Here is a 24,356-nt window from a genome sequence, read left to right as displayed (position 1 = left end):
GTGCAGACTGGCGGCCTCTTCCGACGCTTGCCCCGCATGGCCACCGAACTCTTCCGCGGCGACGACCACCTCTGCGTCGCCTTCACCGACCTCGTACGCGGCGACGACGGCGTGCAGGCGAACCAGTTCCTCGTCGTCGACCGCAATGAATCGGCGCTCATCGATCCGGGTGGCGCCTTGCTGTACACGCCGCTCAACATGGCGCTGACCACCTACGTGCAGCCGCGCGAACTGACCTGGGTGCTCGCTTCGCACCAGGACCCGGACATCATCGGCTCGGTCGACAGCTGGCTGCTCTACACGGGCGCGCGCGTGGTCTGCTCGCGCCTGTGGGGACGCTTCATTCCGCACAGCGTGCCGCACTACCAGAAGAATGCCGGCAGCGACCGCTACCTGCTGCTGCCGGACGAGGGCGCGCAGATCCCGCTCGGACGCAGCCACCTGCAGGCCGTGCCGGCGCATTTCCTGCACAGCGTCGGCAATTTCCAGTTCTACGATCCGGCCAGCCGCATCCTGTTCAGCGGCGATCTCGGCGCATCGATGGTCGGTGCGGACACGCCGTATGCGCCGGTCGAGGATTTCGACGCACACATCCCGCGCATGGCGGCGTTCCATCGCCGCTACATGGCGTCCAATCGCGCCTGCCGCTGGTGGGCCCGGCGCGCACGCCGGCTCGACATCGACATGATCGTGCCGCAACACGGCCTGCCGATCCGCGGCAAGGACCATGTCGAACGCTTCATCGGCTGGATCGAACGACTCGAGTGCGGCGTCGACCTGCTCGAGGCGCGCGACGACGCGTTGTTCTGAAGGCCGCTCACCGCGGACGCGTCGTTCCGATGGCCGATCTCACGGTATCCGCGTGGCGCGAAGCCGGAACGCCCGCTGCGCGCGTGAATCATCCGCGGGCCCGAACCGCTTCCGCGAGGATGCGCTCCGGCACGGCGAAGGCCACGCCATGCGGCACGCTGGCCGCATGGCGCCGGAACGGTCGATCGCCCGTCTTCAGCAGAGGTAGGCGCCGCAGACTGCGAACAGGCCGACGCGCACGCTCAGCGTGTACGTCGCGTTCGTCGCGGTGTTCGTCGCGACGACCTGCACCTTCTCGCGCACATCCTGATGGTCGGCATCGAGCGCCTGGTTGCAGATCGAGCCGGAGCACGAGATCGGCTGCGGCAGCGCACCGGTGGCCGTCCACGCGTAGCTGTACGTGCCTGACGGCAGTCCCGTGACGACGAAGTTCGCGTTGTACGCCGTGTTGACGACGCTGGTTCCGCAGTTTGTGGTGCTCGGCGTCCCGCCGGGCGTGATCGTGCAGGTCAACGTCGGCGCGGCCTGTGCCGATGCCGGCATCGCGACGGCAGCGAACAGCGACCCGGCGGCGGCAAGGACGGCGGCACAGGAGCCGCTGGCGATGCGCTGGGTGAAACGGCTGAGAGCATGGTTCATGGTGACCTCGATCGTCTTGGGTACTCGGCTCCAGTAGGATTCGTCCGTCTGCGGCCGAAAGCAGACGTCCGCCGGCCACCGCGCCGGTCGGGCCGGGGCGGGTACGGCTGGGCGGTCCATCCGCCCATTGCCTCAACGACGCGGCGATTCCTGGAAAAGCGGGCCACGGTCCCGACGCACAACGACACGGCTTCGACGATGCCCACTCCCGATTCGGACGAGATCACCGCCCTCCTCCACCGCTGGCGCAACGGAGGCAGCAAGGACGACGAGCTCGCGCTGTTCACGCACCTCTATCCCCTGCTGCGCCAGCTCGCCGCGCATCGTCTGCGCCGCAGCGCGCCGATGACGTGGCAGCCGACCGATCTCATCGGCGAGGCCTACGCGCGGCTCTTCCCGGGTCAGCGCGCCGATTTCCGCAACCGCCAGCACTTCCTCGCGATCGCCGCGCGCGTGATGCGCCGCGTCGTCGCCGACCACTTCCGCGAACGCGGCGCCGAGAAGCGCGGGGGCGCGCAGGCGCCGCTCAGCCTCGACGAACTCGGTGGCGAGGTCGACGTCGCCGACGGCGGATCGCTGGCCGATCTCGTCGAGGTCGATCGACTCATCGACGAACTCTCGTCCATCGATGCGCGCGCCGCCGAGATCGTGGAGCTGCGCTATTTCGCCGGACTGACCGTGCCCGAGGTCGGCGACGTGCTCGATGTGTCCGAACGCACGGTCAAGCGCTCCTGGCAATTCGCGCGCGCGTGGCTGCACGCGCGCCTCGAACCCGGCGCGCCGGCTGCCGGAACGTGAATCGCGACGACGAAGCGGCGCGCTGGACGCGTGCACGCGATCTCTTCGACGCCTGCGTCGACCTCGACGACGCCGAGCGGCGCCGCCGACTGCTCGACGCGACCACCGGGGAACCGGAGCTGCGCGCGCTGGTCGAGCGGCTGCTCGCCACCCACGCCGATCTCGCCCCGACCCGCGACGACCGCATCGCGCGCGGCATCGATGCCGGCGTCGACGCGCTCTGGAGCGAGGCGGTGCCCGGAGCCCGCTTCGGCGCATTCCGCGTCGTGCGGGAACTCGCGCGCGGCGGCATGGGCGTGGTCTACCTCGCCGAACGCGACGACGATACGGTCGCGCAACGGGTCGCGCTCAAACTCGTCTCGGGCGCACGTTTCGGCACCGACGCCGCGCCGCGCCTCGCGCGCGAGTACCGCTTGCTCGCCGCGCTGGAGCACCCGCACATCGCGCGCCTCATCGACGCCGGCACCGCACAGGACGGCACCGCGTATTTCGCGATGGAGTACGTCGAAGGCACGCCGATCACGCGCCATTGCGACGAGCGTGCGCTGCCGCTGCGCGCCCGCCTCGCGCTCTTCCTCGACGTCTGTGCCGCCGTCCAGTACGCACACGCACAGCTCGTCGTGCATCGCGACATCAAGGCGGCCAACGTGCTGGTGCGGGACGACGGCCTCGCCAAGCTGCTCGACTTCGGCATCGCGATGCGGATCGTGGACGGGGCGTCCGATCACGGCGAGGCGTCCGCGTCCGGTGTCTTCCTGTCTCCGCATTCGGCCGCCCCGGAACAGTTCCGGCAGGACCCGGTCGGCGTCGCGGCCGACGTCTACGCGCTCGGCGTGCTGCTGTGCGAGCTTGCCGGCGGCGCACGCCCGATCGACGTCGACGGCCTCGATGCGGACGCCGTGATGGACCGCGTCCTGCACGCGCCGCCACGGCTGCCGGGCACGATGGTCGACGACGAGGCCGCGCGGCGGCGCGGCGGCGCCGATCCGCGCGCGTTGCGGCGCGCGCTGCAGGGCGACATCGACGCGATCGCCGCGCACTGCCTCGCGAAGGACCCGCAACAACGCTATGTCTCGGTCGCCGCGCTCGCCGACGACGTCGGACGCCACCTCGCGCGCCGGCCTATCTCGATCCGGGCGCACGAGCGCGGCTACCGCGCGCGGCGCTTCATGCGCCGCCATGCGGTGGCCGTCGGCTTCGCTGCGCTCGCGGCGGGCTTGCTGGTCGGCTTCATCGCCTACGGCGTCGCCGCCAACCGCGAGCTCGCGCGGCAGCGCGACGAAGCGCGGCAGCGCGAGCGTGAAGCGCTGTTCCAGCAGTCGCGGGCGCGTGCGGCGGCGGAGTTCCTCGTCGATCTGTTCCGATCGACGTCGCCGGAGCGCACGCGCGGCCATCCGCTCAGCGCCCGCGAGCTGCTCGACCGCGGGCGGGCGCGCCTTGATGCCGGCCTGGCGGCGCAACCCGAGCTGCGCGCGACGATGCTGGCGGCGCTCAGCGACGTCTACTTCGTCGTCGACGATCTCGCGACGTCGCGCGATCTCGCGCAACAGGCATCGAAGTTGCGCGAAAGCGGCGGCGCCGACGCGACCGAGTTGGCGGAGAGCCGGCTGCAGCTGGCCCGGCTCGCCAACGCGAACGGCAAGGCGCAGGAGGCGCTCGACCTGGTGAACGCGACGATCGCGCTCGGCGCGACGCTGGATACCGAGCATCGGTCGTCACTACTCGAGGCCGAAGCCACCGCGCTCGAAGGCCTCGCCAAGCCGAAGGACGCCACGCCGATCTGGCGCGAGAACCTCGCCCTCGTCTCCGGCGCGCACGGAAATGACGAACCTCGCACGTTGCACGCGGCCATTCGCCTCGCGACCAACCTTCGCACGATCGGCTCCTTCGACGAGGCGGCGACGCTGCTCACCGGCGTACTGCCCAGAGCGCGATCGCGCCTCGAGGCGGACGACCCCGCCTTGGCGGAAATCCTTTCCGCGCTCGCCGTGCTGGCGCGCAACAAAGGCGATACCGATCGCGCGGACGGGTATGCGCGCGAAGCGCTCACGCTTTCAGCGTCGATCTATGGTGAGCACAGTTCGCAGGCATCGTCGGCCCTGAACACGCTGGCGACGATCGCCGAGGCGCGTGGCAACGTCGACGAAGCGATCAGCCTCGTCGAGAAATCATTGCGCGTCCGACTCGACGTCTACGGCGCGGATTCGCTCCAGGTCGCCGTACTCGAATACAACCTCGGCCTGCTGTTGCAGACATCCGGCAAGGATCGGGATGGCGCCTTGCGGCATCTGCAGGCGGCGGTCGCGACCGGCAGCCGGCACTGGCCTGCCGATCACTTCAATCTGGCGATCTATCGCCTCGCGCTAGGCTCGAGCCTGCGCGAACTGGGCCGCCATGACGAAGCGCGCCGCACCTTGCGCGACGCGCTCGCGACGTTCGAACGGCTGGCGGCGCCGCGCGGCGTCAACAAGGCGATGGCGCGCGCGGAGCTGGCCTGCGACACGCTCGCGCAGGGACCCGACGCCGCCGCTACCGCCGAACTGGAAAGCGCCCTCCAGGTCCTCGACCGCTACGCGCCCTCGGACCCGCAGACGCGACGGATCCGCACCTGCGTCGCGTCGATGCAACCACTTCGTCAGTAGGTGTTCGTGCAGATTCCCGGCTGCTCGTAGAACCAGAACGTGCTACGCATCCCGTCGGCGAGCTCGCCACCGAGGAGCCCGGTGCGCAGGCGCCGCGGTACGTGGACGCGGTCCACGCCCGTCGCCGGCGTAAGAACGTGGTGGATCAGCTCCTGTTGGTCACTCTCCACGCTCAGATCGAGCGAGGACCAGTCCCGGTTGGGCGTGATGTAGACGTCGACCGACGGCCATACGCCGGACACCTGCTCGATCAGTGCCGTCGGTCCGAGATCGCCCACGAAGCGACTCGTGCGCACGACCGATGCGAGCGGATCTCCCTCGCGCCACGTGAAGCGGATCGCCCGCATGCCCGTGGCCGACCTCGCCAGCGTCAGCGACAGCACGCCCTTGCTGGAAGGCGAGTCCGCATCCGCGTCGCGCACCGGCGTGCCGGACGCGCCATCCGTCGTGGTGCCCGGCAGCACCGGCCCGGCATCCTTGGCCGCTTCGTCGTCGAGCGACAGTTCGAGCAACGTGATCTCGGAGCCGTCGGACGGCAACGGGATGTCCTCGAGGTAGACGTTCATGTGCCAGTTGATGAACACGGACCGATCCAGGCTGCACCGGAAATCCGTGGTCTCTCCGAACGCCGACGGCACCCATCCCGCCTGCATCTGCGCTGTACGTGTCTGGCTGCAGCCGCCGCCGGAAAACTGCGGCGTATCGCACAAGCCAGCCATGGCGAGCGAAGGGAAAGCGAGCAGTGCGAGGAATGCGCGGCGCGGACTGAACATCGTTTGGGCTCCAATGGGATACGAATGCAAGACTATATCTACGAAGATTTTCGTTCAAGTGTCGCGCCGGGCTCAGGGAGCACGCGTCGCACGGAACGGAAACGCCTGCTGCGCGCGCCAGCCGTCCGGCATGTAGTCGCCGACCACGCCGTACTTCGCCGGCAGCGGCTTGTGCGCGGGCACCTTCACCGCGGTGCCGAACAGGTAGTCGAGGAACGAATAGTGCGCGGCGTAGTTGCGGTCGATCGCCTCGTCGTCGGACGAGTGGTGCCAGTGGTGGAAGTCCGGCGTCACGATCAGGTACTTCAACGGCCCCCACGGCAGGTGCACGTTGGCGTGGTTGAGCACGGCCTGGAAACCGACCACGATGATGTAGGTGTTGATCACCGCCTCGCTGAAGCCGAGCACGAACAGCGGCGCGAGCACGCACACGCGCGTGAACACGATCTCGGCGACGTGCTGGCGCGAACCGGCGAGCCAGTCCATCGTCTTCGCGCTGTGGTGCACCGCGTGGAATTTCCACAGGAACGGCACCTCGTGGTATGCGCGATGCGTCCAGTACTGCGCGAGGTCGGCGACGAGGATGCACAGCAGCAGCTGCGGCACGAACCACAGGCGCTGCACGGCGAGCTGGAAGTCGTGGCTGACGAGCCAGGCGAAGCCGTGGTGGATGGTGAAGTTCACCGTGAGCAGGATCAGGCCGACGAGGAAATGGTTGACCGCGAAGTGCTTGAGGTCGGTCTGCCACTCCGGCCGGAACACGGTCTGCTGCTTGTACAGCGGGAACAGCTTCTCGATCGCGACGAACACGACGGTCGAGCCGAGCAGGTCGAGGATGAACCAGTCGAGGCCGATGTAAGGCGTGTGGTCGGGGAAGTCGCCGACCGGCACGCGCGAGCCGCCGAGCGCGACCGCGACGATCACGAACGCGAACGAGACCAGGTTGAGGTTGCGGCGGATGCCGAGCACGAGGTTCGCGAGCGACAGGCCGCCGGCGACGAGCAGCGCGACGAGCAGCAACTGGCGCAGCAAGTCGACGGAATACTTGTGGCGCAGCTCCGGCGTGGTCAGGTATTCGGGAAAATGGAACGCGAGCACGCCGAGCAGGCAGAGGAAGCCGAGCGAGAACGCGACGATCGTCGCGATCGTGCCCTGGCCGAACTTGAGCGGACCGCTGCCGGCGAGGAACCGCGCGGTGTCGTCGACGGTCGCGCGCGCGACCTCGACGTGCGCATGAATCGCATCGCGCACCACGTACGGCGTGCGGCTCACTGACGGATTCGACATGCTTCCCCCGTTTCCCTGCGGCGCGAGGCGGCGCCCGCCGCGCGCATTCTACCCGTGGCCGCCGCCCGCGCAGCGGCATCGCTGCTCAGGGGGCGTCGCCGCGCTGGCGCAGCTGCATGATCGCGCCGAGCGGCTGGTCCTCGCGCGGGGTCCAGTGCGGCCCCGGCTGGTCGAGCCGCCGTGCCGATTCGAGCGCGGCGAAGTAGGCGTCGTCGATGCCGGCTTGTGCGAGCAGCAGCGCGGGGAGGTAGAACGAGGCGGTCGCCTCGTCCGCGGGCGCCGATTCGGCGTGCGCGCTGTCGAACAGCAGCCACGGTACCGGTTGCGACGGTCCGTTCCCGCCGTCGTCGAAGCCGTCGCCTTCGTAGATGCGCGGCAACGCGGGCAGGTGGTCGCCGTAGAAAAGCAGCAGCGTGCGCCGCGGTCGCTGCTTCAACGCATCGACGAGGCGGCCGAGCGCGCGGTCGGCGCGCGCAAGATGGTAGAGGTAACCGCGCAGGCGATCGGCCGCCGCGCCGGTCGCACCGGGCGGCACCGGTTGTGCCGCGACGTCCTGCGGGTCCGCGTTCGGGAAACCGTCGTACGGGCCGTGGTTCTCCATGCTGATCGCGAACACGAACGCGGGCCCGGGCGACGCGTCGAGCCGCCGCAGTACGTGGTCGACGAGCGCGTCGTCGCCGATGTACCAGCCGACGCGCGCGGCGTCACCGAACGTCTCCTCGCCGTCGAATTCTGCGAAGCCGAGGTGGTCGAGCGCGGCGGCGCGGTTCCAGAAATCGCGTTCGTGCGGATGCACCGCGATCGTCGAATAGCCGTGCCCGGCGAGCACGCTGGCGAGGCTCGGCACCGCGGTCGCGGTGAGGCGGAAGTACGGGTATTGCACGTCCGGGAAATAGCGCATCGCGATGCCGGTCAGCACCTCGAACTCGGTGCGGATCGTGCCGCCGCCGTAGGTCGGCACCCACAGGTCGCCGTGGCGCGACCGCGCGGCGACGCGGCGGAACTCGGGCAGCACCTGTGCCGGTTCGAGGCCGCGCAGGCGCGCGGGATCGAAGAACGATTCGCTCTGCACGACGACGATGTCCGGCCGCTCGGACGGCCCCGCCGCGACCGTCGCGTGCTCCCGCATGAAGCGCTGCGCGAGCGTGCGGTCGGGCGCCGGCAGCACGAACGTCGTGCCCCATGCGTAGCGCAGCAGCGTCGCCGGCAGGCCGCTGTGTTCGGCCGACGCGGCCGGCGACCATTCCTGCCAGTCCGCCTCCGCCGCGGCGTAGACGCGCGACCACGGCGTCACGCCGGCGAGCAGGCTCGCGCCGACGCCGAGCACGGCCGCACCGAGCACGGCACGCCGCCAGCCGCGCAGCCGCTGCCATACGGGCTCCCAACGCAACAGCGCGGCGATCGCGAGCGCACACGCGAGCGCGGCGGCGATCGCCGCGGCAGGCAGGTAGCGCAGCAGCAGCGCACCACCGTCCCCGAGGTGGCCGAGCAGGACGAAGTCCGCCGGCAGCACCGGCGTGTCGAGCAAGTCGAGCTTGATCGCGTTGGCGCAGTAGAGGAGATACAACGGCAGCAGGGCGAGGCCGAGCGCAAGCAGTGGCCGCCGCGTCAGCGCGAGCAGCAACAGGGCGAGCACGAGCGAGGGGATCGCGTTCGTCGCGACCATGCCGGCGGCCGCGAGCGCGGCACCGTCGGCGGCGAATGCAGGATCCTGCCAGGCGACGAGCACGGCGCCGGCGAGCAGCGCGATGCCGGCGTAGGCGACGATCGCGAGCGGCAGGCCGATCCGTGGCGTCGACTCGCGTCGGGAAGAGGCTCGTGGCGGCGCCATGTCGGCCCGTCGACTCCCGGCAGTCGCCGCGGCGCAGCATCGTCGCTGCGCCGCAGAGCATACACGGCCGCCGCCTTGCGCCGCGCGCGAAGGCTGCTCTACGCTCGCCCGATCGCCCGCGTCACGCGGGCCGGGGGATCTTCCAGATGATGCAGGCCTTTGGGCACATCGCGTTCGGGCTGTTCGGCCTCGCCGTACTGGTCGGCATCGCGTTCCTGTTCTCCAACAACAAGCGCGCCGTCGACTGGCGCCTCGTGCTCACCGGCGTCTCCCTGCAGATCGTGTTCGCCGCGATCGTGCTGAAGCTGCCGCTCGGCCGCGACGTGTTCAACGCGATCGCGACCGGCTTCGTGCGCCTGCTCGATTTCGTCCGCGTCGGCTCCGAGTTCATCTTCGGCAGCTTCATGGACATCTCGAAGTTCGGCTTCGTGTTCGCCGTGCAGGTGCTGCCGACCATCATCTTCTTCGCCTCGCTCACCGGCGTGCTCTACCACCTCGGCGTCATGCAGAAGATCGTCAAGGGCATGGCCTGGGTCATCACCAAGGTCATGAACGTGTCCGGCGCCGAGACCACCAGCGTCTGCGCGAGCGTGTTCATCGGCCAGACCGAGGCGCCGCTGACGATCAAGCCGTACATCGAGCGCATGACGCAGTCCGAGCTCATGACCGTGATGATCGGCGGCATGGCGCACATCGCCGGCAGCGTCATGGCCGCCTACGTCGGCCTGCTCGGCGGCGACGACCCGGTGCAGAAGCAGTTCTTCGCCAAGCACCTGCTGACCGCGAGCATCATGGCGGCGCCGGCGACGCTGATGCTCGCGAAGATCCTCGTGCCGGAGACCGAGGAGCCGCTCACGCGCGGCACGGTCAAGCTCGACGTCGAGAAGACCACCGCCAACGTCATCGACGCGGCCGCGAGCGGTGCCGGCGACGGCCTGCGCCTCGCCCTCAACGTCGGCGCGATGCTGCTCGCCTTCATCGCGCTGATCGCACTCATCAACGGCCCGATCCAGTGGTTCGGCGCGCACGCCTGGGGCGCGGACCCGGCTTCGTCGATCAATGCCTGGCTGAGCGCGGGCGCGGGCCATCCGGTCGACCTGTCGCTGCAGACGATCTTCGGCTGGATCCTCGCACCGATCGCCTGGCTGATCGGCGTGCCGTGGCACGACGCGACGCTGGTCGGCAGCTTCATCGGCGAGAAGGTCGTCATCAACGAGTTCGTCGCCTACGTCGACATGTCCAAGCACATCACCCAGCTGTCGAAGGAGAGCCAGCTCATCGCGACCTACGCGCTGTGCGGCTTCGCCAACTTCTCCTCGATCGCGATCCAGATCGGCGGCATCGGCGGGCTCGCGCCGAACCGTCGCGCCGACCTCGCGCGCTTCGGCCTGCGCGCGGTGCTCGGCGGCTCGCTCGCCACGTTCATGACCGCGACGATCGCGGGCGTGCTCGAACAGCTCTGAGCGCGGCGGCGTCGACGATGGCCGCACCGCTCGCGCTCGTCGTCGGCAGCTACAACCACGACTACGCCTGGCGCGTCGAGCGCGCGCCGTCGGCGGGCGAAACGCTGCGCGGCGATGCGTTCCGCACCGCGCCCGGCGGCAAGGGCTTCAACCAGGCGGTCGCCTGCGCGCGCCAGGGCGCGTCCACGGCGTTCGTCGCCGCGATCGGCACCGATGCCGCCGGCGACGGCGCGCGCCGGCTCGCCGCCGACGAAGGCATCGACGCGCACTGGCAGGTGTGCGGCGACGCGGCCACGGGCAGCGCCTGCATCGTCGTCGAGGCGGGCGGGCAGAACCGCATCATCGTCGCGCTCGGCGCCAACGAACGCCTCGAGCCCGCGTTCCTGCGCGAGCGCGCGAACCTGTTCGCCGCCGCCGACGTGCTGCTCGTGCAGCTCGAGAACGGCATCGAGGCGACGCGCGCCGCGCTCGACCTCGCGCACGCGCACGGCGTGCTGCGCGTGCTCAACCCCGCGCCCGTGCATGCCGCGCTCGACGCCGCGCTGCTCGCGCGCTGCGACGTCGTCACGCCGAACGAGAGCGAGTTCGCGCTGCTGCTGGAGCGCAGCGGCGGCGCGCGCGTCGACGCGGCCACGCTCGGCGCGCGCGACGACGCCGAGCTGCACCGGCTCGCGCGTGGACTCGGCGCAGCGAGCGTCGTCGTCACGCTCGGTGCGCACGGCTGCTTCGTCTCGCACGCGGATGCGAAGCTCCGCGGCGACGCGCAGCCGTACTACCGCATCGCCGCCGAACGCGCGGACGTCGTCGACACGACCGGCGCCGGCGACGCGTTCTCCGGCGCGCTCGTCGCCGCGCTGCTGCGCGGCGGCGACCGCCCGCTGCGCGACGCCGTCGTGCACGCGAACCGCTGCGCCGCGCTGTCGACCGAACGCCGCGGCGCGGCCGAGGCGATGCCGCGCTACGCCGACGTCACGCGACGCTTCGGGTAGGGCGGGTCGAGCGCGAAGCGCGAGTCCCGCCGCATCGCACGGAGGTGCACGGCCGGCGGCATGCGCGTTGCGCGCACCGCCCTACAATCCGCGTGCTCTGCGCCCTTTCGACCTTCACGGCGGCCACGATCACGAGCGCGAACGCTCCGCCCGCCGTTCGCGGTGCGCGTGCAGGCGGCGCAGGCGCTCGCGGCCGCGTCGCCACGCCCACACCGCGACGAAGGCGACGAGCACGACGAGCAGCGCGGCGAGCACGCCCTGGCCGCGGTGCAGCTGGGCGAGCACCCATTCGCGGTGCTCGGCGCCGAAATAGCCGAGCCAGACCCAGAACGGCACCGAGATCAGCGCGGCGAGGCCGTCGAGCGCGATGAAGCGCAGGAACGACACGCGATGGCTCATGCCCGCGGTGAGGAACACCGCGGTGCGCAAGCCGGGCAGGAAGCGCGCGACGAACATGAGGCGGTTGCCGTAGCGCGTGAACTTCGCCTTGACCTGCGCGTGGCGCCGCGGCGTGAGCAGGTGCGCGATCCAGCGAACGCGCAGCGCGCGCACCCCGAACGTGCGGCCGACGAGGAACACGATCGAATCACCGACCAGCACGCCGGCGAGCCCGACCGCGCACATCACGCGCACGTCGGCGTGGCCGAGCCCGGCGATGATGCCACCCGCGACGAGCGAGAGGTCCTCCGGGATCGGCACGCCGAAGCCGCTGATCAGCAGCACCGCGAACACGGCGAGGTAGCCGTGCTGGATGAACAGGCCGATGAGCTGGTCGAGGAACGCCATTGCCGAGCCGGACGGGGTACGGAGCGCGCATTTTACGGCGGCAGCGCACGCGGCGTCGCCGGTCGTATGATCGGCGATGCGGCGCACGCGCCGTCGAGGACCCCGGATGATCCCACGCTGGATCCTGCTGCTCGCTTCGGTGCTGTACGTCGGCGCGCTGTTCGGCGTCGCCTACTACGGCGACCGCCGCCCGCTCTACCCGACGCGCGCGTGGCTGCGGCCGATCGTCTACAGCCTCGCGCTCGCGGTGTACTGCTCGTCGTGGACGTTCTACGGCGCGGTCGGCACCGCCGCGCGCGACGGCCTCGCGTACCTGCCGATCTACCTCGGCCCGATCCTGCTGTTCGTCGCCGGCTTCGGCCTGTTCGAACGCCTCGTCGCGGTCGCCAAGGAGCGGCGCATCACCTCGATCGCCGACTTCATCGGCTCGCGCTTCGGCAAGTCGCACGCGCTCGGCGCGCTCGTCACGCTGATCGCGGTGACCGCGATCGTGCCCTACCTCGCGCTGCAGCTGAAGGCGGTCGGCATGAGCTTCACCGTGCTCGCCGGCGGCGGCGGCCACGCCGCGTCGCCGTTCGGCGACACCGCGCTGTACATCGCGCTGATCCTCGCCGCGTTCGCGATCCTGTTCGGCACGCGCGGCATCGACGCGAGCGAGCACCACCACGGCATGATGCTGGCGATCGCCGCCGAATCGCTGGTCAAGCTGCTCGCGTTCGTCGCGGTCGGCGTGTACGCGCTCGGCAGCAGCCGCGATCTCGACGTGTTCGTGCAGCCGTTCGAGGCGGCCGTATCGAACGGCCTGCCGCCCGGCTTTCTCGCCCAGACCGTGCTCGCGTTCACCGCGATCTTCTGCCTGCCGCGGCAGTTCCAGGTCGGCGTGGTCGAATGCGAGGACCCGGCCGACGTGCGCCGCGCGCGCTGGCTGTTCCCGGTCTACCTCGCGGTGATCTGCCTGTTCGCGCTGCCGATCGTGCACGCCGGCGCCGCCGCCGCGCGCGGCTACGCGATCGCGCCCGACGCCTACGTGCTGTGGCTGCCGCTCGCCAACGGCGACCGCCTGCTCGCGATCTTCGCCTACATCGGCGGCTATTCGGCCGCGACCGGCATGGTCATCGTCGCTTCGGTCGCGCTCGCGACGATGGTCAGCAACGACCTCGTCATGCCGCTGCTGCTGCGCATCCGCGCGCTGCGGCTGGAACAGCGCGAGGACCTGTCCGGCATCGTGCTCGGCGTGCGCCGCGTGGCGATCGTCGCGCTCGTGCTGCTCGCGTTCGCCTACTACCGCGCGAGCACGCAGAGCCAGAACCTCGCCGCGATCGGCCTGCTGTCGTTCGCCGCGGTCGCGCAGTTCGCGCCGGCGATCGTCAGCGGCCTGTACTGGCGCAGCGCCAACCGGCTCGGCGTGATCTGCGGCCTCGTCGCCGGCTTCGTCGTCTGGGTCTACACGCTGCTGCTGCCGACGCTGGCGAGCGCGGGCTGGCTGTCGACGCGATGGATGGAGCGCGGCCCGTTCGAGATCGGCTGGCTGCGGCCGCACGCGCTGTTCAACCTGCAGGGCTGGGAGCCGGTCACGCACGGCGCGTTCTGGTCGCTGCTGTTCAACGTCGCGCTGCTCGTGTTCGTCTCGCTGCGCTTCCGCCCCGGCGTCGACGAGCGCCTGCGCGCGGCCGCGTTCCTCGACCCGGATTTCGCGCGGCCGTCGGGCGCGGGCGAATGGCGCGGGCGCGTGCGCGTCGGCGAGCTGCGCGCGATCGCCGAGCGCATCGTCGGCGAGCGCAACGCCGAGCGCGCGTTCGCGAGCTACGCGCAGGCCGAGCAGGCGCCGCTCGCCAACGACGCCTACGCCGACCGCGCGCTGCTGCAGCACACCGAGCGCTTGCTCGCCAGCGCGGTCGGTGCCGCGACCGCGCGGCGCATGCTCACGACCGCGCTGCGCGGTACCGGCCTCGACCTCACCGAGGCGGTCGCGATGCTGGACGAGACGTCGCAGGAACTGCGCTTCAACCGCGAGCTCATGGCGGTCACGTTCGAGAACATGATGCAGGGCATCAGCGTGGTCGACGTGAACCTGCGCATCGTCGCCTGGAATCGTCGCTACCTCGACTTCTTCGACTACCCGGAAGGCTACGTCTACGTCGGGCGGCCGGTCGCCGACCTGATCCGCCACAACGCCGAGCGCGGCCTGCTCGGCGGCGGCGACGTCGACGCGCACGTGCGCAAGCGCATCGCCCACCTGCGCCGCGCGCGTCCGCACATCTGGCTGCGCACGCGCGACGACGGTCGCGTGATCGAGACGCGCGGCGAACCGCTGCCCGGCGGCGGCTATCTCACGACGTTCAACGACGTGACCGCGTACAAGCACGCCGAGCAGGCGTTGATCGAGGCGAACGAGACGCTCGAGCAGCGCGTCGAGCAGCGCACGCACGAGTTGTCCGAGGCGCTCGCCGCGCAGGAGCAGGCCAAGCGCCTCGCCGAATCGGCGAACCTGTCGAAGACGCGCTTCCTCGCCGCGGCGAGCCACGACCTGCTGCAGCCGCTCAACGCGGCGCGCCTGTTCACCTCGGCGCTGCGCCAGCAACCGCAGCTCGACGCCGAGTCGGGCCGCCTCGCCGAACGCATCGACACCGCGTTCAAGGCCGCTGAGGAACTGCTCGACGCGCTGCTCGAGGCGTCGCGCCTCGACGCGGGCAAGTACCGCGCCGAGATCGCCACGGTCGCGCTCGCCGACGTGATCGAACCGCTGCGCCACCAGTTCGGCGTGCAGGCGAACGCGCGCGCGATCCGCCTGCGCTTCGCGCCGACGCGCGCCTGGGTGCGCAGCGATCCGCAATTGCTGCGGCGCATCCTGCAGAACTTCCTCGCCAACGCGCTGCGCTACACGCGCAGCGGCAGCGTGCTCCTCGGGGTGCGTCGCGCCGGCGCCGACGCGTGGCGCATCGAGGTGCGCGATTCGGGCCCGGGCATCTCGCCCGAGCAGCAGCACGCGATCTTCGACGAGTTCCATCGCGGCTCGCAGGTATCGCCGTGGGGCGAGAAGGGCCTCGGCCTCGGCCTGTCGATCTGCGACCGCATGGCGCGCCTGCTCGGCCATCGCCTCGACCTGCGCTCGCGCCCCGGCCATGGCAGCGTGTTCTCGGTGGCGGTCGCGCGCGCGCAGCCGGTCGCGACGGAGAACAGCGCCGCGCCGGCGCGGCCACGCGCGATCGGCCTCGCCGCGGACCTGCGCGTGCTGTGCATCGACAACGACGCGACGATCCTCGACGGCATGGCGACCGTGCTCGCGCAGTGGGGCGTCGCCTGCGACCTCGCCGGCGACATCGCCGCCGCGGTCGACGCCGCGCGCCGGCAGCGGCCCGACCTCGTGCTCGCCGACTACCACCTCGACGCGGGCGAAAACGGCATCGACGCGCTCGCGCGCGTGCGCGCCGCATGCGAACCCGCGCCACCCGGCGCGCTCATCACCGCCGACCACGGCGCCGAACTGCACGCGCAGGCTCGCGAAGCGGGCTACGTCGTGCTGCACAAGCCGGTGCGTCCCGCCGCGGTGCGCGCGCTGATCGCGCAACTCGGCCGTCGTTCGCGGCGCACGATCGACCCCGATGCCGAGCGTGCGGCGACGGAAGCACGCTGAGGACCATGCGCTCGACGAGACCAAACGACACGGCGACCGCCGGCCCCGGGGTCGGCCTCGCTCGCTGCGTTGATGATGTTTTCGCCACCAGGAATGAGCCGTGACACCGGATTCGTCGTGCCGAGACGCCGCCGTCATGGCCGTTCGTCGCGCGACGGATGCCGATTTCGACGCGATGTGGCGCATCTTCCGCGCCGTCACCGCGACCGGCGATGCGTTGCCGTTCGCGGAAGGGTTCGACCGCGACACGTTCCGGTTGCACTGGTTCGGCTCCCAGCCGGCGTACGTCGCCTTGGCGGACGACGCGATCGTCGGCATGTACAAGATGGGCGCGAACCATCCCGACCTCGGTTCGCACATCGCCAGTGCGACGTACGTCGTGAGTCCTGCCGTGTAGGGTCGCGGCATCGGCCGAGCGCTCGTCGAGCACAGCCTCACGCGGGCGGAAGCCGAAGGCTTCTTGGCGATGCAGTTCAACTACGTGGTCAGCACGAATACGCCAGCGGTCGAGCTGTACCGCAAGCTCGGCTTCGCCGTCGTCGGCACGTTGCCGAAGGCGTTCGAGCACCGTCGACTCGGCCTCGTCGACGTGTACGTGATGTTCCGCTTCCTGCAGGCGCCGGACTGATTCGCCGCACCGGGCTTGCCTGCACGAGCCTACGCGCGCGGCGCCGCGATCATCCGATGCTATCGCCGATGACTTCGCCGTCGAGCGCGAGCTGGCTCGCGAGCAGCGCGACCTGGGTGCGGTTGCCGACGCCGAGCTTGCGCATGATCGCGGTCATGTGCGCCTTCACGGTCGCCTCGGACACGCCGAGGTCGTAGGCGATCTGCTTGTTGAGCAGGCCTTCGGCGATCATCGCGAGCACGCGGAACTGCTGCGGCGTGAGCTCGGCGATGCGCGCGGCGGCGTCGGCCTCGGCCGGTGCGAGCGCGGCGCCGGAGCCGACGAGCGATTCGGGCAGCCACACCTCGCCGGCGAGCACGCCGCGCACCGCATCGACGATCGTGCCGATCGAAGCCGATTTCGGGATGTAGCCGGACGCGCCGTGCGCGACCGCGCGCGTGATCACCGCGCTCTCCTCGTGCGCGGACACGACGACGATCGGCAGGCCCGGATGCTGGCTGCGCACGTGCACGAGCGCTGAGAAGCCGCTCGCGCCGGGCATGTGCAGGTCGAGCAGCAGCAGCTCGGCGTCCGGGTGCACGTCGATGAGCGCCTGCAGCGCGGGCACGCTGTCCGCTTCGTGCAGCAGCGCATTCGGCCATTCGGTCTGCACCGCGCGCTTGAGCGCGTCGCGGAACAGCGGATGGTCGTCGGCGATCAGGACTTCGCGCATGGGAGGGTTGAATCCGTTCGGTCGCCGCGGCGGTCACTTCACGAGGCGTTCGTCGACGAGGTTCTTGACCACCGACGGATCGGCGAGCGTCGAGGTGTCGCCGAGCTGGTCCGGCGCGTTCTCTGCGATCTTGCGCAGGATGCGCCGCATGATCTTGCCCGAGCGCGTCTTCGGCAGGCCGGGCGCCCATTGCAGCTGGTCCGGCGTCGCGATCGGACCGATCTCCTTGCGCACCCAGGCGACGAGTTCCTTGCGCAATGCATCGGTCGCCGGCTCGCCGCTCTTCAGCGTGACGTAGGCGTAGATGCCCTGCCCCTTGATGTCGTGCGGATAGCCGACCACCGCGGCCTCGGCGACTTTCGGATGCGCGACGAGCGCGCTCTCGACCTCGGCCGTGCCGAGGCGGTGGCCGGACACGTTGATGACGTCGTCGACGCGGCCGGTGATCCAGTAGTAGCCGTCCTCGTCGCGACGCGCGCCGTCGCCGGTGAAGTACATGCCGGGATAGGTGCGGAAGTACGTATCGATGAAGCGCTGGTGGTCGCCGTACACCGTACGCATCTGGCCCGGCCAGGAATCGGTGATGACGAGGTTGCCTTCGGTCGCGCCGTCGAGGACCGCGCCGTTGGCGTCGACGATCGCGGGCTTCACGCCGAAGAACGGTTTCGTCGCCGAACCCGGCTTCTGGTCGATCGCGCCGGCGAGCGGCGTGATGAGGATGCCGCCGGTTTCGGTCTGCCACCAGGTGTCGACGATCGGGCAACGGCCGTCGCCGACGACGCGCCAGTACCACTCCCATGCCTCGGGATTGATCGGCTCGCCGACCGTGCCGAGCAGGCGCAGGCTCGCGCGCGAGGCCTTCTTCACCGGCGCCTCGCCTTCGCGCATGAGCGCGCGGATCGCCGTCGGCGCGGTGTAGAACAAGGTCACCTGATGCTTGTCGACGACCTGCCAGAAGCGGCTCGTGTCGGGCCAGTTCGGCACGCCCTCGAACATCACGGTGGTCGCGCCGTTGGCGAGCGGGCCGTACACGAGGTAACTGTGGCCGGTGACCCAGCCGACGTCGGCGGTGCACCAGTAGACGTCGTCCTCGCGCAGGTCGAACACGCACTCGTGCGTGTAGCTCACGTAGACGAGGTATCCGCCGGTCGTGTGCAGCACGCCCTTCGGCTTGCCCGTGCTGCCGGACGTGTAGAGGATGAACAGCGGGTCCTCCGCGTTCATCGCGACCGCCGCGTGCGTCGCCGGCTGGCCTTCCATCAGCGCATGCCACCAGCGGTCGCGCGGCGGCTGCATCGCGACCGCGCCGCCGGTGTGGCGCACGACGAGCACGGTCTCCACGCTGTTCGTGCCGGGACGCTGCAGCGCTTCGTCGACGTTGACCTTGAGCGGCACCTTCTTGCCGCCGCGCAGGCCTTCGTCCGCGGTGATGACGAGCTTGCAGCCGGAGTCGGCGATGCGCCCGGCGAGCGAATCGGGCGAGAAGCCGCCGAACACGACCGTGTGCACGGCACCGATGCGCGCGCAGGCGAGCATCGCGACCGCGGCCTCCGGGATCATCGGCAGGTAGATCGCGACGCGATCGCCCTTGCCGACGCCGAGGTTCGCCAGCAGGTTCGCCGCCTTGCACACCTCGGCGTGCAGTTCGCGGTAGCTGATGCGACGCGACTGCGCGGGGTCGTCGCCTTCCCAGATGATCGCGGTCTTGTCGCCGCGCGCGGCGAGATGGCGATCGAGGCAGTTCGCGGCGAGGTTGAGTTCGCCGTCGGCGTACCAGCGGATGTGCAGGTCGCGCGCGTCGAAGGAAACGTCCTTCACCTGCGTGTACGGCCGGATCCAGTCGAGGCGGCGGCCGATCCGGTCCCAGAACGCGACCGGGTCGCGCACCGACTCGGCGTAGTCGCGCTCGTACGCGGCCTTGTCGATGCGCGCACGGGCGGCGAAGTCGGCGGACACGGGGTGCAGGCTGGCCATCGGGAACTCTCCGGTACGTATTACGCGTGGCGCCATGGTAGCCCGCGACGCGCGGGCCGGCGGCGCGCCTGCGACTTTAGTCGAGTCGCGACCTTTGGCGAATTGAGACCGCGCCGCGGCCGCGCGCAAGCTCGGCGAGCCTGGTGCGGATCGCACCCGGGGCTGGCGATGCGCCTGGCGCTCGCCATGGGGAGACGTCGAACCGCTGCGGTTCCACACTACAGAGAGGGGTCGGTCACCATGCATGCACAGCTACGTCGCGGCCTGCGCATGAGCGCGCTCGCGCTCGCCTGCGCGCTCGCATTGCCTGCGGTCGCATCCGGCGCTTCGAAGCGCGAGGATGCGCTGGAGAAGCGCGTCAGCGAACTCGAGCACCAGGTCCAGGCCTTGATGGACCAGATCAAGGCGCAACGCGAAGCGCCGCCGGTGGTGGTGCAGGCACCGCCGCCTCCGCCGCCGGCCGAGCCGAAGAAGGAGACGCCCGCGTTCACGACCGCTCCGGGCATGAGCGTCGCGTTCCACGGCTTCGTCGACGTGACCGCGTTCAGCCAGAACAAGTCGTTCACCTACGGCAACGGCCAGAACGCGGAATTCCCGGTGGTCGGCTCGAAGGGCACGCTGAGTGGCGTCGACATCCGCAACACGCGCTTCTGGCTCGACATCACCGGCGCGCGCCTCAACGACGACTGGACCGGCGGCGGCCGCATCGAGATGGACTTCTTCGGCGGCTTCAACGGCACCGGCGCGTACAGCCTGTCGCAGCCGACGCCGCGCCTGCGCCAGGCCTACCTCGATCTTTCGCGCGCCGATTCGGGCACGAAGGTGCGCGTCGGCCAGCAGTGGGACCTGATGTTCCCGATCGACAACGTCCCGACCTCGCTCTCGCACCTCGCCTTCCCGCTCGGCTATGGCACGGGCGTGATCGGCTGGCGTTATCCGGGCGTCGTGATGATGCAGGACCTCAACCACGGCGCCGAAGGCACGAAGTGGCGCCTCGACGTCGGTGCGTTCGAAGGCAGCTGGAACAACCAGGGCACTGCGGTCAACCACCTGACCGCCGGCAACCCGGATTTCCGGCCGCAGCTCGAGGCGCGCATCCGTGCCGAAGGCTCGAACTGGCTCGCCTACGCGGCCGCGCACTATGCCGACATCGATCTCAAGGGCGTCGACGGCGCCGCGGCGACGCCGGTCAAGTCCGGCGTGAAGAGCACCGGCGTCGAGATCGGCGGCTCGTGGAAGCCGGGTGCGTGGAACCTCAAGGGCCTCGTCTACACCGGCAAGGGCCTCGGCCCGATCTTCGGCGCGATGTCGCAGTTCGGCGACATCCAGGAGACCGGCGGCTTCTTCCAGGTCGGCTACAACTTCACGAAGAACTGGAGCGTCAACGCGTTCTTCGCCTCGGCCAAGCCCGACTCGGGCGACGTGCTCGCATGGGCCGGCAACGGCGCGAGCGGCCTGCTGCGCAACCGGCAGACCGCGCTCAACCTGCACTACGCGAGCGGGCCATACCAGCTCGGACTGGAGTTCCTGCACGACACGCTGAAGTCGATCGCGGGCGACACGACCAAGGAGACCAGCGGCAACCAGATCGCCGTGAGCGCGATGTACACGTTCTGATCGCACGGGTCCCGCGCGTACGCGCGCGGGACCCCGGGCCCCGCACGCTCCGTGCGATGCCGCCGATCATCCACTTCGCCGGCGACAGCCGTCATCAACTTGGGGGCGACCACACCATGGCAACCGTAGCGACCACTTCCCCGTCGTCCACTCCACTCGGCACCGGGCACAAGCGCGTGATCATCGCGTCGAGCGTCGGCACCGTGTTCGAGTGGTACGACTTCTACCTGTACGGATCGCTCGCCGCGATCATCGCCAAGCAGTTCTTCTCCGGCCTCAACCCGACCAGCGCGTTCATCTTCGCGCTGCTCGCGTTCGCCGCGGGCTTCGCGGTGCGTCCGTTCGGCGCGATCATCTTCGGCCGCCTCGGCGACATGATCGGGCGCAAGTACACGTTCCTCATCACGATCGTGATCATGGGCCTGTCGACGTTCCTCGTCGGCGTGCTGCCGACCTACGAATCGATCGGCGTCGCCGCACCGATCCTGCTCATCGCGTTGCGACTGCTGCAGGGCCTCGCGCTCGGCGGCGAGTACGGCGGCGCGGCGACGTACGTCGCCGAACATGCGCCGCCGGGCAAGCGCGGCTTCTACACGAGCTTCATCCAGATCACCGCGACGTTCGGCCTGTTCCTCTCGCTGATCGTGATCCTCGCCTGCCGCAAGATGCTCGGCGCCGATTTCGACACCTGGGGCTGGCGCATCCCGTTCGTGATCTCGGCGCTGCTGCTCGCGATCTCGGTGTACATCCGCCTGCAACTGAACGAGTCGCCGCTGTTCCAGCAGATGAAGGCCGAGGGCCGCCACTCGAAGGCGCCGCTGACCGAATCGTTCGCGCGCTGGGACAACGGCAAGGTCGTGCTGCTCGCGCTGCTCGGCGCGACCGCGGGCCAGGCGGTCGTGTGGTACTGCGGCCAGTTCTACGCGCTGTTCTACCTGACCCAGGTGCTGAAGATCGAGGCGGTCACCGCGAACCTGCTGATCGCCGGCGCGCTGCTCATCGCGACGCCGTTCTTCGTCGTGTTCGGCGGCCTGTCCGACCGCATCGGCCGCAAGCCGATCGTCATGCTCGGCTGCCTGCTCGCGGTGCTGACCTACTTCCCGCTGTTCAAGGCGCTCACCCACTACGGCAATCCGGCGATCGAAGCCGCCGCGAAGTCGGCGCCGGTCGTCGTCGTCGCCGATCCGGACAAGTGCGCGTTCCAGTTCGACCCGATCGGCAAGAAAACCTTCACGAACGCGTGCGACATCATCAAGAGCGCGCTCGCCAAGGGCGGCGTGCCGTACACGAACGAGGCGACGCCGGGAACCGACGCGGCGAGCGTGAAGGTCGGCTCGACGACGATCCCGTCGTTCAACGGCGCCGGCCTCGAGCCGGCCGCGTTCAAGGCGCAGTCCGAAGCGTTCACCGGCCAGCTCAAGGCGGCGCTGAAGACGGCCGGCTATCCGGACAAGGCCGACCCCGCGCAGATCAACCAGGGCATGCTGCTGCTGATCCTCACGATCCTCGTGATCTACGTGACGATGGTGTACGGCCCGATCGCGGCGTGGCTGGTCGAACTGTTCCCGACGCGCATCCGCTACACCTCGATGAGCCTGCCCTATCACATCGGCAACGGCTGGTTCGGCGGTTTCCTGCCGACCACCGCGTTCGCGATCGTCGCGGCCACCGGCGACATCTACTCGGGCCTCTGGTACCCGGTGATCGTCGCCGCGATGACCTTCGTGATCGGCACGCTGTTCCTGCGCGAGACGAAGGACGTCGATATCTCCAAATAGCCTCCTGCTCGGGAAAGGCGGCTCGCGCGCTCCATCCCTCTCCCTCCCCCGAACGCGCGACCGCCTTGCATGGCAAACCTTCCCCGGCGACGGGGAAGGTTTTTTTTCGGCCGGGGATCGGTCGCCTGCGCACTTTCGCCCCCGCAAGTGGCTGTCACGCCTCGCGAAAACGCTCCGCGAAGCATGCGCGAATGCGGCGCGAATGGCGCGGGAGTCCCGCGCCGCCGGGCTCGGACTAGCGTCGGGAACCCCGGCGCACGACACGTGACCCGGCCATCCATACGTCCAGGAGTCAGCATGCGTATTTCCCCGATTGCCGCAGCGCTCGCCGCGGTCCTCGTCTCGGCCGGCGGTGTCGCCGATGCCGCGAGCCTGATCGAACTGTCGACGCCGAACGCCCAGGCGACGAAGTTCTCGCAGAACGGCGAGTACCTCGTCGGCTCCGTGTTCGGCGCCGGCGGCCTGCGCTGGACCGCGTCGACGGGCGCGGAAGACCTCGTGCAGGACATGGTCTACGTGAACGGCATCAACAACCTCGGCACGGTCTCGGGCGCGCGCTCCGACGACGGCGGTTCCGCCAACGGCGGCCACGACCTGCCCGCGGTGTCGCCGATCGGCGCGACGACCTCGACGCCGCTGCCGCTGCCGGCCGGCATCGACAACGTCGACGTCTACGACCTCGCCGACGACGGCACCGCGGTCGGTCTGGCCTGGACCGACGATTTCAGCGTCGCCAAGGCGTACTACTACTCCCCCGTCGACGGCGTCGTCGACCTGCCCGTCGACAACACGACGAGCGCCTCGCGCGGCAACGTCGTCAGCGCGGACGGCCACGTCGTCGGCGGCTGGAGCGACGACCCGGTCACCGGCTTCCGCCGTGGCGTCGTCTGGATCGATCGCGTCGCGACCTACGTGAGGGACGGCCAGGGCAACGACCTCGGCGAGACCGACGGCATCAGCGGCAACGGCCAGTGGGCGGTAGGCAGCGGCTGGCGCATGAACGTGCAGACCGGTGCGATCACCGAGATCCCGGACATGCCGTTCGCGTTCGGCGTCAGCGACGACGGCGCGATGATCGTCGGCGCGAGCGGCTTCTTCGACAACCCGCCGCGTGCGCTGCTGATCTGGACCGAAGCGGGTGGTTCGCAGATCCTCACCGACTACCTCGCCGACCGCGGCATCGCGATCCCGAGCGACCTCGTCCTGCCGCTCGCGGGCGGCCTCACCGCCGTGTCGGGCGACGCATCGAAGATCGCCGGCTGGACCTACGGGACCGGCGGCATGGTCAGCTTCGTCGTCGACGGCGCCAACTCGCCGGTCGATCACCTGTTCGCCGACGGCTTCGATCCGCCACCGCCGCCGCCCGTGGTGACGGACGGCAGCTTCGAGGAGACCCCCAGCGACTACGGCCCGAACCCGCACTGGGAAGCGCTCGACGGCAACCCGAATTCGGGCGGCGGCACCGACTTCGTGTCGGGCGGCATGCCGACGCACGACGGCATCTACACCGTCTGGTTCGGCGGTTGGGGCGGCGGCGACCAGGAAACGCAGACGCTCGCGCAGACCGTGACGATGCCGGCGAGCGGCCCGCAGTACCTCAACTACTGGCGCTTCGCCGCGGGCATCCCCGACGTCGCCGGCACGCTCACGGTGACCGTCGACGGCACCGCGGTCGAGACGACCGATCTGTCGGCGATCGCCGCGGACGCGAGCTACGTGCAGCAGTCGATCGACATCTCCAGCTACGCGGACGGCGCGCCGCACACGATCCAGTTCCAGTACGACTACCCGGGCGGCGGCACGTTCGACGGCAATATCTTCGTCGACGACGTCAGCATCGACGCGACGAACACGCCGGCACGCCGCGCGTTCGGCCGCCACCTCGAGAAGGCGGCCGCGGCGAAGCTGCGCAAGCAGGTGAAGCGGTAAAGAAGTGCGCGGCGGAGCGATCCGCTCGCGCTGCGTGCCTGGAGAGGGCGGCCTGCGGGCCGCCCT

General features: G+C 70.1%; 18 protein-coding genes and 1 pseudogene. 11 read left to right on the top strand and 8 right to left on the bottom strand.

Annotated elements, in window-relative coordinates:
* Nucleotides 1-36: 36 nt before the first annotated feature.
* Entirely contained in the window at nucleotides 37-810 is a 774-nt protein-coding gene (locus FHW12_RS09025) for an MBL fold metallo-hydrolase (protein WP_182530670.1), read from the top strand.
* Nucleotides 811-1,005: 195 nt separating this feature from the next.
* On the opposite strand, the gene FHW12_RS09020 is transcribed toward FHW12_RS09025, so the two are convergent.
* A complete protein-coding gene (locus FHW12_RS09020) occupies nucleotides 1,006-1,449 on the bottom strand; it encodes a hypothetical protein (RefSeq protein WP_182530669.1) in 444 nt (147 codons plus the stop codon).
* Nucleotides 1,450-1,647: 198 nt separating this feature from the next.
* Between FHW12_RS09020 and FHW12_RS09015 the strand changes: the two genes are divergently transcribed.
* Together FHW12_RS09015 and FHW12_RS09010 are read left to right on the top strand one after the other, a co-directional pair.
* Complete coding sequence (locus FHW12_RS09015) at nucleotides 1,648-2,247, top strand: ECF-type sigma factor (protein ID WP_182530668.1); 600 nt, start codon at nucleotides 1,648-1,650, stop codon at nucleotides 2,245-2,247.
* 290 nt (nucleotides 2,248-2,537) lie between these two features.
* A pseudogene (locus tag FHW12_RS09010) lies at nucleotides 2,538-4,541 on the top strand (protein kinase domain-containing protein); the annotation flags it as partial.
* 69 nt (nucleotides 4,542-4,610) lie between these two features.
* On the opposite strand, the gene FHW12_RS21805 reads toward FHW12_RS09010, so the two are convergent.
* The 4 genes from FHW12_RS21805 to FHW12_RS08995 all read right to left on the bottom strand — a co-directional run bounded on the left by FHW12_RS21805 (nucleotide 4,611) and on the right by FHW12_RS08995 (nucleotide 8,780).
* Nucleotides 4,611-4,874 carry a hypothetical protein gene (locus FHW12_RS21805; RefSeq protein WP_428993626.1) on the bottom strand — a complete coding sequence of 88 codons (264 nt, stop codon included), beginning with the start codon at nucleotides 4,872-4,874 and terminating at the stop codon, nucleotides 4,611-4,613.
* An 8-nt stretch (nucleotides 4,875-4,882) separates the two neighbouring features.
* Entirely contained in the window at nucleotides 4,883-5,662 is a 780-nt protein-coding gene (locus FHW12_RS09005) for a hypothetical protein (RefSeq protein ID WP_182530666.1), read from the bottom strand.
* Between the two features lie 72 nt (nucleotides 5,663-5,734).
* Nucleotides 5,735-6,949: a sterol desaturase family protein gene (locus tag FHW12_RS09000; RefSeq protein WP_182530665.1), complete on the bottom strand. Its 1,215-nt coding sequence runs from the start codon at nucleotides 6,947-6,949 to the stop codon at nucleotides 5,735-5,737.
* A gap of 85 nt (nucleotides 6,950-7,034) precedes the next feature.
* A complete protein-coding gene (locus FHW12_RS08995; RefSeq protein ID WP_182530664.1) occupies nucleotides 7,035-8,780 on the bottom strand; it encodes an LTA synthase family protein in 1,746 nt (581 codons plus the stop codon).
* Between the two features lie 146 nt (nucleotides 8,781-8,926).
* Here FHW12_RS08995 and FHW12_RS21240 point away from each other — a divergent pair, with 146 nt between their 5' ends.
* On the top strand, nucleotides 8,927-10,243 hold the full coding sequence (locus FHW12_RS21240) for a NupC/NupG family nucleoside CNT transporter (RefSeq protein ID WP_259392940.1): 1,317 nt from the start codon (nucleotides 8,927-8,929) through the stop codon (nucleotides 10,241-10,243).
* Between the two features lie 17 nt (nucleotides 10,244-10,260).
* Nucleotides 10,261-11,232 carry a ribokinase gene (locus FHW12_RS21235; RefSeq protein ID WP_259392939.1) on the top strand — a complete coding sequence of 324 codons (972 nt, stop codon included), beginning with the start codon at nucleotides 10,261-10,263 and terminating at the stop codon, nucleotides 11,230-11,232.
* Nucleotides 11,233-11,361: 129 nt separating this feature from the next.
* Here the strand turns inward: FHW12_RS21235 and FHW12_RS08985 are convergent, their stop codons facing one another.
* Nucleotides 11,362-12,018: a DedA family protein gene (locus FHW12_RS08985; protein ID WP_182530663.1), complete on the bottom strand. Its 657-nt coding sequence runs from the start codon at nucleotides 12,016-12,018 to the stop codon at nucleotides 11,362-11,364.
* A gap of 106 nt (nucleotides 12,019-12,124) precedes the next feature.
* On the opposite strand from FHW12_RS08985, the gene FHW12_RS08980 reads away from it, so the two are divergent.
* The 3 genes from FHW12_RS08980 (at nucleotide 12,125) to FHW12_RS21795 (ending at nucleotide 16,280) form a co-directional block, all read left to right on the top strand.
* Nucleotides 12,125-15,652, top strand: a complete 3,528-nt coding sequence (locus FHW12_RS08980) for a hybrid sensor histidine kinase/response regulator (RefSeq protein ID WP_182530662.1) — start codon at nucleotides 12,125-12,127, stop codon at nucleotides 15,650-15,652.
* A gap of 136 nt (nucleotides 15,653-15,788) precedes the next feature.
* On the top strand, nucleotides 15,789-16,049 hold the full coding sequence (locus FHW12_RS21800) for a hypothetical protein (protein ID WP_259392938.1): 261 nt from the start codon (nucleotides 15,789-15,791) through the stop codon (nucleotides 16,047-16,049).
* 9 nt (nucleotides 16,050-16,058) lie between these two features.
* On the top strand, nucleotides 16,059-16,280 hold the full coding sequence (locus FHW12_RS21795) for an N-acetyltransferase family protein (protein WP_428993625.1): 222 nt from the start codon (nucleotides 16,059-16,061) through the stop codon (nucleotides 16,278-16,280).
* 49 nt (nucleotides 16,281-16,329) lie between these two features.
* Here the strand turns inward: FHW12_RS21795 and FHW12_RS08970 are convergent, their stop codons facing one another.
* Together FHW12_RS08970 and acs are read right to left on the bottom strand one after the other, a co-directional pair.
* The gene (locus FHW12_RS08970; protein ID WP_182530661.1) at nucleotides 16,330-16,992 is read right to left on the bottom strand and encodes a response regulator transcription factor; all 663 of its coding nucleotides are present in this window, start codon (nucleotides 16,990-16,992) and stop codon (nucleotides 16,330-16,332) included.
* Between the two features lie 33 nt (nucleotides 16,993-17,025).
* Nucleotides 17,026-18,966, bottom strand: a complete 1,941-nt coding sequence (acs, locus tag FHW12_RS08965) for an acetate--CoA ligase (RefSeq protein ID WP_182530660.1) — start codon at nucleotides 18,964-18,966, stop codon at nucleotides 17,026-17,028.
* 240 nt (nucleotides 18,967-19,206) lie between these two features.
* Between acs and FHW12_RS08960 the strand changes: the two genes are divergently transcribed.
* From FHW12_RS08960 to FHW12_RS08950, 3 genes are all read left to right on the top strand, one after another.
* The gene (locus FHW12_RS08960; RefSeq protein WP_182530659.1) at nucleotides 19,207-20,583 is read left to right on the top strand and encodes a hypothetical protein; all 1,377 of its coding nucleotides are present in this window, start codon (nucleotides 19,207-19,209) and stop codon (nucleotides 20,581-20,583) included.
* Between the two features lie 116 nt (nucleotides 20,584-20,699).
* Nucleotides 20,700-22,361, top strand: a complete 1,662-nt coding sequence (locus tag FHW12_RS08955; protein WP_182530658.1) for an MFS transporter — start codon at nucleotides 20,700-20,702, stop codon at nucleotides 22,359-22,361.
* Between the two features lie 297 nt (nucleotides 22,362-22,658).
* Entirely contained in the window at nucleotides 22,659-24,290 is a 1,632-nt protein-coding gene (locus FHW12_RS08950) for a hypothetical protein (RefSeq protein ID WP_182530657.1), read from the top strand.
* Nucleotides 24,291-24,356 lie beyond the last annotated feature (66 nt).

This window comes from Dokdonella fugitiva (genome assembly GCF_014138265.1).
GTDB lineage: Bacteria > Pseudomonadota > Gammaproteobacteria > Xanthomonadales > Rhodanobacteraceae > Dokdonella_A > Dokdonella_A fugitiva_A.
This window is presented reverse-complemented; position numbering and strand designations above follow the sequence as displayed.

Bases quoted from the DNA above. Each gene is read 5' to 3' on its own strand.
- FHW12_RS09025 (WP_182530670.1), top strand. From the start codon at position 37: ATGGCCACCGAACTCTTCCGCGGCGACGACCACCTCTGCGTCGCCTTC.
- FHW12_RS09020 (WP_182530669.1), bottom strand. From the start codon at position 1,449: ATGAACCATGCTCTCAGCCGTTTCACCCAGCGCATCGCCAGCGGCTCC.
- FHW12_RS09015 (WP_182530668.1), top strand. From the start codon at position 1,648: ATGCCCACTCCCGATTCGGACGAGATCACCGCCCTCCTCCACCGCTGG.
- FHW12_RS09005 (WP_182530666.1), bottom strand. From the start codon at position 5,662: ATGTTCAGTCCGCGCCGCGCATTCCTCGCACTGCTCGCTTTCCCTTCG.
- FHW12_RS09000 (WP_182530665.1), bottom strand. From the start codon at position 6,949: ATGTCGAATCCGTCAGTGAGCCGCACGCCGTACGTGGTGCGCGATGCG.
- FHW12_RS08995 (WP_182530664.1), bottom strand. From the start codon at position 8,780: ATGGCGCCGCCACGAGCCTCTTCCCGACGCGAGTCGACGCCACGGATC.
- FHW12_RS21240 (WP_259392940.1), top strand. From the start codon at position 8,927: ATGATGCAGGCCTTTGGGCACATCGCGTTCGGGCTGTTCGGCCTCGCC.
- FHW12_RS21235 (WP_259392939.1), top strand. From the start codon at position 10,261: ATGGCCGCACCGCTCGCGCTCGTCGTCGGCAGCTACAACCACGACTAC.
- FHW12_RS08985 (WP_182530663.1), bottom strand. From the start codon at position 12,018: ATGGCGTTCCTCGACCAGCTCATCGGCCTGTTCATCCAGCACGGCTAC.
- FHW12_RS08980 (WP_182530662.1), top strand. From the start codon at position 12,125: ATGATCCCACGCTGGATCCTGCTGCTCGCTTCGGTGCTGTACGTCGGC.
- FHW12_RS21800 (WP_259392938.1), top strand. From the start codon at position 15,789: ATGGCCGTTCGTCGCGCGACGGATGCCGATTTCGACGCGATGTGGCGC.
- FHW12_RS08970 (WP_182530661.1), bottom strand. From the start codon at position 16,992: ATGCGCGAAGTCCTGATCGCCGACGACCATCCGCTGTTCCGCGACGCG.
- acs (WP_182530660.1), bottom strand. From the start codon at position 18,966: ATGGCCAGCCTGCACCCCGTGTCCGCCGACTTCGCCGCCCGTGCGCGC.
- FHW12_RS08960 (WP_182530659.1), top strand. From the start codon at position 19,207: ATGCATGCACAGCTACGTCGCGGCCTGCGCATGAGCGCGCTCGCGCTC.
- FHW12_RS08955 (WP_182530658.1), top strand. From the start codon at position 20,700: ATGGCAACCGTAGCGACCACTTCCCCGTCGTCCACTCCACTCGGCACC.
- FHW12_RS08950 (WP_182530657.1), top strand. From the start codon at position 22,659: ATGCGTATTTCCCCGATTGCCGCAGCGCTCGCCGCGGTCCTCGTCTCG.